This is a genomic window from Pelagicoccus enzymogenes (assembly GCF_014803405.1).
Lineage (GTDB): Bacteria > Verrucomicrobiota > Verrucomicrobiia > Opitutales > Opitutaceae > Pelagicoccus > Pelagicoccus enzymogenes.
The window spans coordinates 192861-200950 of record NZ_JACYFG010000009.1 but is presented as its reverse complement, the minus strand read 5'-3'; the positions used below and the strand labels follow the sequence as shown (position 1 = coordinate 200950).

The window sequence follows — 8090 nt, the reverse complement described above, 5'->3', positions numbered from 1 at the left end:
TGGCTGAAGCGCTCGTGGGGAGGCGAGATGGAGAACGTGAGCGTGCTTGTCGCCATCGGCGTCAACGAGCATGGCTTCCGCGAGGTGCTCGGCGTCGTCGAGGGGATGAGCGAGTCGAAGGACAGCTGGCTGGAGCTGCTGAAGAACCTCTACTCGCGAGGACTCGAGAAGATAGACCTAACGGTTTCCGACAAGTCCAAGGGGCTCGTCGAAGCGCTTCCCGAGATCTATCCGGCAAGCAAGTGGCAGAGATGCCTCTTCCACTTCCACCGCAACGTGCTGGCCAAGGTCTCGCACAGCAAGAAGGCGACCGCGGCGGCGATGCTCAAGGCGATCCACGCCCAAGAGTCTGCCGAAGCGGCTACCCGCAAGGCGATCGAGGTGGCCGACGCGCTCGAGTCGATGAAGCTTGCCGCTGCGGCTGCGGTCCTTCGAGAGGGTGTATCCGAGAGCGTCACCTACTACCGGTTCCCCAGGAAGCACCACCGAAGCATACGGACCAACAACATGCTGGAACGGATAATGAAGGAGATCAGGCGACGAACCCGCGTTGTCGGTTGCTTCCCTGACGGCAAGAGCGCGTTGATGCTGGCTTGCGCCAGATTGCGATACGTCGCTTCGAAGTCGTGGTCGGACAGCCGAGTCTATCTGGACATGAAGCTGCTGGCCGAAGAAAACGAGGAGAAGAGCGCCTGAAGCGGCGGCAGCCCCCTCGGGGGCTAATTGACTTTTAGATACCTTTAACCAATAACCAAAAAACGAATACGCCACTGCCTTAAGGTACAGCTACCTTTTTGCGAAAGATTCCGGACACTAACTTCCAGGATCTTTGATCGTGTCGCTGGGCTCGGCACCTTTTCGACCATGATGACGTCGCCGGCTTTGAGGACGGCGGTGCCGATGTTGTGCTCGGCCATGATCTCTAGGGTGCGTAGTCCAAAAACGGGTACGTCGAAGCGGTAGGTGACTAGACCGTTATCTCGACTGGAGTCGAAACTCCTATCTGGGTGGAGACTGGGACATACAAATCCACATCTTCTCTTGGTGTTGAAATTGAAACCACCAGAGAGTATCTGCACTCGCGTTCTCCTTGCCTGAGCCATGTTCGCTCAGCCCACCAACCTCTAACTGGATAGACTGCTAGAACATTAGAGGATGCAAGTTCCGCTGCTGATCCTTTCCAGATGTCAGAGTGGATTGATCCTTTGTGTCGATTGTCGCTTCCCAATGTCCAATATTCACTAGCACCAGACGTATCCACATCATCATCACGCTCGGTCGCTGCACTTACTCGTGCTTCGAAATTCGATTCCGACTCTCCCGGTTTCTTTATTCCAAATCGCAACCCATGCGATGGGTATTTGTATCGATCTTTCCAACCAACTTCACCTGGTCCCGGTTCAATAAAGTAAGACAACGTTACCCTCATCGAAACGTTCGTTTCGGGTGGTAAGTTTAGCAGCGCCTCAGTTGGCCAAGGTAGCTTGTGCTTGTGCCAATCCTTGGTTTTGTACGCGTATCCCGAGGAGTCCCTTTGATAAGGTTGGAGTGTCGACTCTGAAACTAGCGTTAGGGAGTTCGAAGCACTGTATAGGGCTCTTTCTAAGCTAGGTACACCCCAGCCGCACACTCTGACCAAGCTAGCAATCTGCCCTTTGCTTGGATGCTCCACGTCAGTTAGGAACTGACGTTTCATTGTGTCTGTCCATTCCGAGCTATGGATTAACAAGGCTCTAATGGTTTCAGGCCAATACTCTCTGTAACGGCTTTGGATTTGAGCTGCCATCCAAGAGGCTTGGGCACAAGCTGCGCTTGTGGCATTTATGGTGTCGAACGTTCCCTCGTTTGGCTTGTAGTAGGTGGTGAGCAAATCAAAATTGATGCAATCCTGCGTCACTGTCTCGCTGCTAACGGCTAGATTTCCACCTTCCAGTACAATGTCTGGTTTCAATGGCCACTTACTGTCCCATACCGTGGAAGACGAAGAGTGAGGAGATAGTCCACCTTGTGGAGCTAGCGGTCTGTACTCCGGGTATCGATCGGCGTCTATATCGACTAAATTTGTATAAGCTCCCACCGTTACGGCGTTCCATGCTTGTGCAGGGTCTTGAATCGATTCGAGTGTCTGTTGATTTGGATATGCGTTTGGATTGCTATCCCAAGGGGTGTTTCCCGCACTGATGACGAATAGTTTCTTTAGGTCGTCCGACGCCCCAGATGCAGACTTGTCAACATAACCAGACCATGAGCTGGGTCTGCCTCTGTCCCGATGGTCGTCGGCGGTTACGGCCATGCAGAGAATACGTTTACGAAAAGGAGCTGCTTCGGCCGCTCGACTGATAGCTCTGTCGGTGATGTCTCCGTAAAGTCGATACTCTGAACGTCCGAAGGGCGGTAGTATTTTACCCGACTCTAGGACATGGAGAACCTCGACTTCCCCCTGGGTCTCGAGGGCAGACTTCAAATCGCCATAAGCAGCTAGACCAGCCATAAGCGTTCCGTGCCCGTCGTGGTCATGTCCTCCCCAATCAATTTCGGCTGCGTGTTGATCTTCGCGTGAGAGCAACGGTTCCAGCAGAGTGTGTCCGTTGTTGACTCCTGTGTCTAATATGCAGATCGCAATGTCTCGATTTTCGCCGACCCTTAGCCTTTCTCTCAAACTCTGAGCCCAATCAGCTTGCTCTTCGGGCTCGAGCTGAAGAAAGAAAGCTGCAGATTCCTTGGCTTTTCGAAACTCAGCTATGTGCGGAGAATTTTGATACAGTGTTTCCAACTGTTGTCTGCTGGCTTCGATCACCAAAACTCTTCGGTCCGGAAATACAATTGAACCTGCAGTAACAGTAATCTCAAATTCTCCACAGGCTTCAACGAAACGAATTAGGGTATCCTCGCTATCGCTGTTTAGCCAAACCTCAACGTGCTCCGGGGCGTTTCCAGGTAGGGGAGCGGAGTCAGTCCAGAAAGATTCGAGTAGTGCCTTCTTTATGTCTGCAATACTGTTTACCAGCTCTTTATTCTTTGGGACGCCTGGCGTCTGGTCTCTGGCAATGTAATCGTCCAGTTTTTCTGCGATATATCCGCGTTTATCATTAGAAATATAAACTGTAGCGAGGGTGGTTTTCTGGCCTTCCGAGTTTTCTTTTTCTCTTACATTGACGACACGCACTTTTTTGGAACGCATGTCTTCTAAGCGTTTGAATACTAATTCAGTGTTCGGGTCGCTGACAAACTCCAAGTAAACACCTTCCGGTATCCTGTGGGTTACAGTGTTTTCTCCACTGGAAGCGGCCCATGCTTCCTCAAATTTTTGCTTTAGCCTTTGACCGTGACTTTGTCGATCGCGAGTCGGTCCAGGTGGAGAGTTAAAGGGCCTAGGAGGCCGTGTGTAAGCTAAAGGAGTTTGGAAATTCTCGTTGAGTTGGATGTGTGGGTAACGTTCTCCGGCCATTCGGGATTTATTTCAGGTAGGCGTGTTGCTTTTCATGCAAGGAGTTGAGGAGGGATTCGCTTTCGACGGTTTCTTTTCCGGCTAAAATGGCGTTCTTGATGGCGTCGCGAGCTGCACTCGCGATCTCTGCCTGACTGAGTCCTTCTGCTGCAGTGGCGGCTTTGGCAAAGGGGAACCTCGGTGTCTTGAAGCTTGCGAGTAGGTTCTTCAGCAATTTCAGACGCTCGGCCTTATCTGGCAGGCCGTATCGAAGGATATCGTCGAATCTTCGAAAGAGCGCGCGGTCTAGAAGGTTTGGATTGTTAGTGGCCGCAACGATGACGTTTTCGGAGCGGTCGGCATCGATGAATTGGAGAAAAGCGTTCAGCACCCGACGCATTTCGCCTACGTCGTTGTCCCGTCCTCGGTCGCCACCTATGGCGTCGAATTCGTCGAAAAGGAAGACTCCCTTCGAGCTTTCAATGACGTCGAAGATTTGACGGAGCTTTGCGGAAGTTTCGCCCATGAACTTCGTCACGAGCCGATCTACTTGGATTGTGCGCAACGGGAGCATTAGCTCTGACGCAAGAATCCTGGCGGTTAGTGTCTTCCCTGTCCCGGGAGGACCTGAGAGTAAGACCTTGCGGCGATGATCAAGGCCGTGATTCTTAAGGGTCTCTCGTTGGCGGTATTCGCTCAGAATACGTTCAATGCGCTCGCGTTGGCCTTCTTCAAGCACGAGCACCGCAAGACGCTCCTTGGGCTCTTCTGTAAGGATTAGCCCCTCCAGTTCATTGGGGAAGCGAACCAGCGCTTGCTTGCGAGTCTGACGTGACTTGTCGACGAGACTCTTAATTTCGTGGGCTAGTGAAGAGTGCCCCTGCCTCGCTTCGTGGGCGGCAAGCTGGAGTGCGACCGTATAGAATCGCTCCCCATCCTCCTCAAGATGGGAACGGATCAGTGATTTGATCTGCTCAGCGGTTGCCATTGGGGACAAGCGTGCCGATTTGGAGTAGAACTGCAACTCTCCAGTATTCCTTAATCGGGAGTTGGGCGAATTCTTGTTAAAAGCCGATTAGCTGGATTTTGTGACGAGCGGCAGCGGCGAGGATCTTCTCTTTTTCGACCATGATGACGTCGCCGGCTTTGAGGACGGCGGTGCCGATGTTGTGCTCTGCCATGATCTCTAGGGTGCGTAGTCCAAAAACGGGTACGTCGAAGCGGTAGTCCTGCTGGCGCTTGACGGTTTTGACGAAGATGAGCTGGTCGGTCTTGAAGCCGCCGGCTCGCTTCAGCATTGGGTCGGTGCCTTCGAAGGCTTCGACCGCTAGGACCGTTCCTTTGCGCACGACGACGCCTTGGCCGACGTCGAGGCGGGCCATCTCTTGAGCGATCTCGATGCCGTGCTGAATGTAAGTGTCCTCAATTTTCTCGTACGCCTTGGTCATGTGGCCGAGGTCGGCCATCTGGTCGTCGAGGAAACTGCGGGCGTCGAGGGCGGTTTGGCCGTTGGCGGCGAGCTCTTCGGCGATGGCGCCGAAGATGGTGTGGGCGTTCTTGCGCTTGAGCTTCATGAGAAGCGCGGCGGCCTTGAGGTCGGGCTTGAGGTCGCGGAAGAGTTTGCCGGGCTTAACTTGGCCGGCGGCGATGGTGTAGCGACAGTCGAACTTGCGCAGGGCTTTGAGCCAGGCCCCGACTTTGCCGACATTGATGACGGCTCGCTTATCCTCGGGGAAGAGGTCGATGGTTTCTTGGGCGGCTTCGCCGTCGAAGGCGATGAGGTGGAGCTCGATGCCGGCGGCGAGGGCTTTCTCCGCGATCAGACGGGGATAGACGCCGCGCCCGGCGATAAGGCCGACGGGCGCGGTGGGATCGAAGTCTGATGGGAGATATTTGGACATGGTGTTTCGCCCACGAAGAGCACTAAGGTGCAAGAATAGAATAGGTTGTGTTTATCGCGACCAAGGTCGCTCCTACTTTTTTCTTCGTGAATCTTCGTGTACTTTGTGGGCAAATTTCTAGTTGGCGACGATGTTTAGGATGCGGCCGGGGACGTAGATGACTTTGCGGATGGTTTTGCCTTCGAGGTGGGCGGCTACCTTGGGATCCGCTTGGGCAACCGCCAAGACTTCGTCTTGTGTCGCGGTTTTGGATACAGTGGCTTGGCCGCGGGTTTTGCCCATGACTTGGAAGGCGATATTTACCTCGTCGCTGACGAGCTTCTTTTCGTCAAACTCGGGCCAAGGGCCGAAACCGACAGAGTTCTTTTCACCGAGGCGGGACCAGAGCTCTTCGCCGATGTGCGGAGCCATAGGAGCGACCATTTGCACGAAGGCTTTGGCGGTGGCGAGGGAGATGGCTTCTTGGCCTTGCAGGTGGTTGATGAGGATCATCAGCTGCGAGATGGCGGTGTTGAAGCTGAGGGCGTCGAGGTCTTCGCTGACCTTTTTGATGGTCTCGTGGAGGAGCTTTTCGGTTTCCTTGGAGTCTTGGTGCCCGTCCTTGATTTTTGGATTCAACTCGCCGTCCTTGCCGACGATCTCGCGCCAGACTTTGTTGAGGAAGCGGCTGATGCCGCCGATGCCCTTGGAGTTCCAGGGCTTGCGGGCTTCTAGCGGGCCGAGGAACATGAGGTACATGCGCATGGTGTCGGCGCCGTATTCGTTTACTACGGACACGGGATCGACGCCGTTGCCGGCTGACTTGGAGATCTTCTTGCCGTCTTCGCCGAGCAGCATGCCTTGGTGGAAGAGTTTTCTGAATGGTTCCTTGTTCTTCACCACGCCGGCATCGTAGAGCACCTTGTGCCAGAAGCGGGCGTAGAGGAGGTGGAGTACGGCGTGCTCGGCGCCGCCGACGTACATGTCGGGAGTTTCCCAATACGCGATGGCTTCGGGCGAAGCGAGTGCGTCCTCGTTGTGAGGATCCATGTAGCGGAGGTAGTACCAGCAGGAGCCAGCCCATTGCGGCATGGTATTGGTCTCGCGGGAAGCGCGGACCCATTCTTCGCCTTCGGGCTTCTCGCCGGAAGCGGGCACGAAGGCGCCGGTGGCGTAGTTGTACCAGATCTCCATCCAGTCGTCGGCTTTCTTGAGCGGGCTTTCGCCGGTGCCGGCGGGCTCGTAGGACTCGACGTAGGGGAGTTCGAGCGGAAGAGCGGAGGGCGGTACTGGCAAAGCGAATACAGTGCCGGTCTCGTCGGTGTAGGTGACGGGCTCCTCGGGAAGCCAGTCGGCGAGCACGCCGGAGGCGACTGCCTTGACGTAGTCTTCCTTGCTAACCCAGGCGATGGGGAAGGGCTCGCCCCAGTAGCGTTGGCGGGAGAAGAGCCAGTCGCGCAGCTTGTACTGGGTGGACTCTTCGCCGGTGCCTTCGGCCTTGAGCTTGGCAGTGATCTTTTCCTTGGCTTCTTGCCAAGGGAGGCCGTCGAATTCGCCGGAGTTAACGAGTACGCCGTCGCCGGTGTAGGGAAGAGTGTCCTCGTCGCTGCCCTTGATGACTTGGGTGATGGGCAAATTGAATTGTTGGGCGAACTCGAAGTCGCGGGTGTCGTGGGCGGGTACGGCCATGATGGCGCCGGTGCCGTAGGAGATGAGCACGTAGTCGGCGACCCAGACGGGGATCTTGTCTCCAGTTATTGGATGCACGGCGTAGGAGCCGGTGAAGACGCCGGACTTTTCCTTGGCGAGGTCGGTACGCTCGAGGTCGGACTTGGCGGCTGCGGCGGTGACGTAGGCGGCGACTTCGTCCTTCTTCTCGGCGATGGTGAGCTTGTCGAGCAGCGGGTGTTCGGGAGAGACCACCATGTAGGTGACGCCCATGAGGGTGTCGGGGCGGGTGGTGTAGATTTCGAGGGACTCGTCGAGGCCTTCGAGGGCGAAGCGGGCGGTGGCGCCGGTGGACTTGCCGATCCACTCTTGCTGCATCTTTTTGGTGGATGCGGGCCAGTCGACGAGGTCGAGGTCTTCGATGAGGCGGTCGGCGTACTCGGTGATCTTGAGCACAACTTGGCGGAGGTTGCGGCGCACGACGGGATGGTTGCCGCGTTCGGATTTGCCGTCGATGACTTCTTCGTTGGCGAGTACGGTCTTGAGTTCGTCGCACCACCAGACGGGGCGCATGTCGACGTAAGCGAGGCCGCGCTTGAAGAGTTGGAGGAAGATCCACTGGGTCCAGCGGTAGTACTTCGGGTCGGTGGTGTCGACTTCGCGGTCGTAGTCGAAGGAGAAGCCGATGGTCTTGAGCTGCTTGCGAAAGTGGCCGATGCGCTCGACGGAAGTGGTGCGCGGGTGCTTGCCGGTTTTGATGGCGTATTGCTCGGTGGCGAGGCCGAAGGCGTCCCAGCCGATGGGGTGGAGCACGTTCTTGCCTTGGGCGCGCTTGTAGCGGGCGAGGATGTCGGAGCCGGTGTAGCCGAGCGGGTGCCCGATGTGGAGGCCGGCGCCGGACGGGTAGGGGAACATGTCCAGGACGAAGTACTTCTCCTTGTCGGACTCGTTGGAGGCCGCGAAGGTTTTGTTTTCTTCCCAGTATTGCTGCCAGGTCGATTCGATTTCGCTGAAGTTATAGTCGGAGGATTTTGTGGACATGATGGAAACTGTTTTGCCCACGAAGGGCACGAAGGGTCACGAAGGTGAGGTAGGGGAGCTGAAACGCTCTGCTT

6 protein-coding genes are annotated in these 8090 nt (G+C 55.8%); 1 reads left to right on the top strand and 5 read right to left on the bottom strand.

Going from position 1 to position 8090, the window contains the following annotated elements:
* Nucleotides 1–696, top strand: a 696-nt coding sequence (locus tag IEN85_RS09045; RefSeq protein ID WP_191616775.1) for an IS256 family transposase, incomplete at its 5' end; no start/stop codon positions are given.
* Nucleotides 697–740: 44 nt separating this feature from the next.
* Here IEN85_RS09045 and lpxI read toward each other — a convergent pair.
* The 5 genes from lpxI to leuS form a co-directional block, all read right to left on the bottom strand.
* Complete coding sequence (lpxI, locus tag IEN85_RS24885) at nucleotides 741–1079, bottom strand: UDP-2,3-diacylglucosamine diphosphatase LpxI domain-containing protein (RefSeq protein ID WP_343222471.1); 339 nt, start codon at nucleotides 1077–1079, stop codon at nucleotides 741–743.
* Nucleotides 968–3448, bottom strand: coding sequence for a S8 family peptidase (locus IEN85_RS24395; RefSeq protein WP_224772530.1), 2481 nt, complete (start codon nucleotides 3446–3448; stop codon nucleotides 968–970). The genes lpxI and IEN85_RS24395 overlap by 112 nt, the downstream gene beginning before the upstream one ends.
* 7 nt (nucleotides 3449–3455) lie before the next feature.
* A complete protein-coding gene (locus IEN85_RS09035) occupies nucleotides 3456–4415 on the bottom strand; it encodes an AAA family ATPase (RefSeq protein ID WP_191616773.1) in 960 nt (319 codons plus the stop codon).
* Between the two features lie 76 nt (nucleotides 4416–4491).
* On the bottom strand, nucleotides 4492–5328 hold the full coding sequence (locus IEN85_RS09030) for an LpxI family protein (protein ID WP_191616772.1): 837 nt from the start codon (nucleotides 5326–5328) through the stop codon (nucleotides 4492–4494).
* 117 nt (nucleotides 5329–5445) lie between these two features.
* Nucleotides 5446–8016 (bottom strand): leucine--tRNA ligase, encoded by a 2571-nt coding sequence (gene leuS / locus IEN85_RS09025; RefSeq protein ID WP_191616771.1) that lies wholly within the window; start codon nucleotides 8014–8016, stop codon nucleotides 5446–5448.
* Nucleotides 8017–8090 lie beyond the last annotated feature (74 nt).

Coding starts and splice junctions, on each gene's coding strand:
- IEN85_RS24395 (WP_224772530.1), bottom strand. CDS start 3,448: ATGGCCGGAGAACGTTACCCACACATCCAACTCAACGAGAATTTCCAA.
- IEN85_RS09035 (WP_191616773.1), bottom strand. CDS start 4,415: ATGGCAACCGCTGAGCAGATCAAATCACTGATCCGTTCCCATCTTGAG.
- IEN85_RS09030 (WP_191616772.1), bottom strand. CDS start 5,328: ATGTCCAAATATCTCCCATCAGACTTCGATCCCACCGCGCCCGTCGGC.
- leuS (WP_191616771.1), bottom strand. CDS start 8,016: ATGTCCACAAAATCCTCCGACTATAACTTCAGCGAAATCGAATCGACC.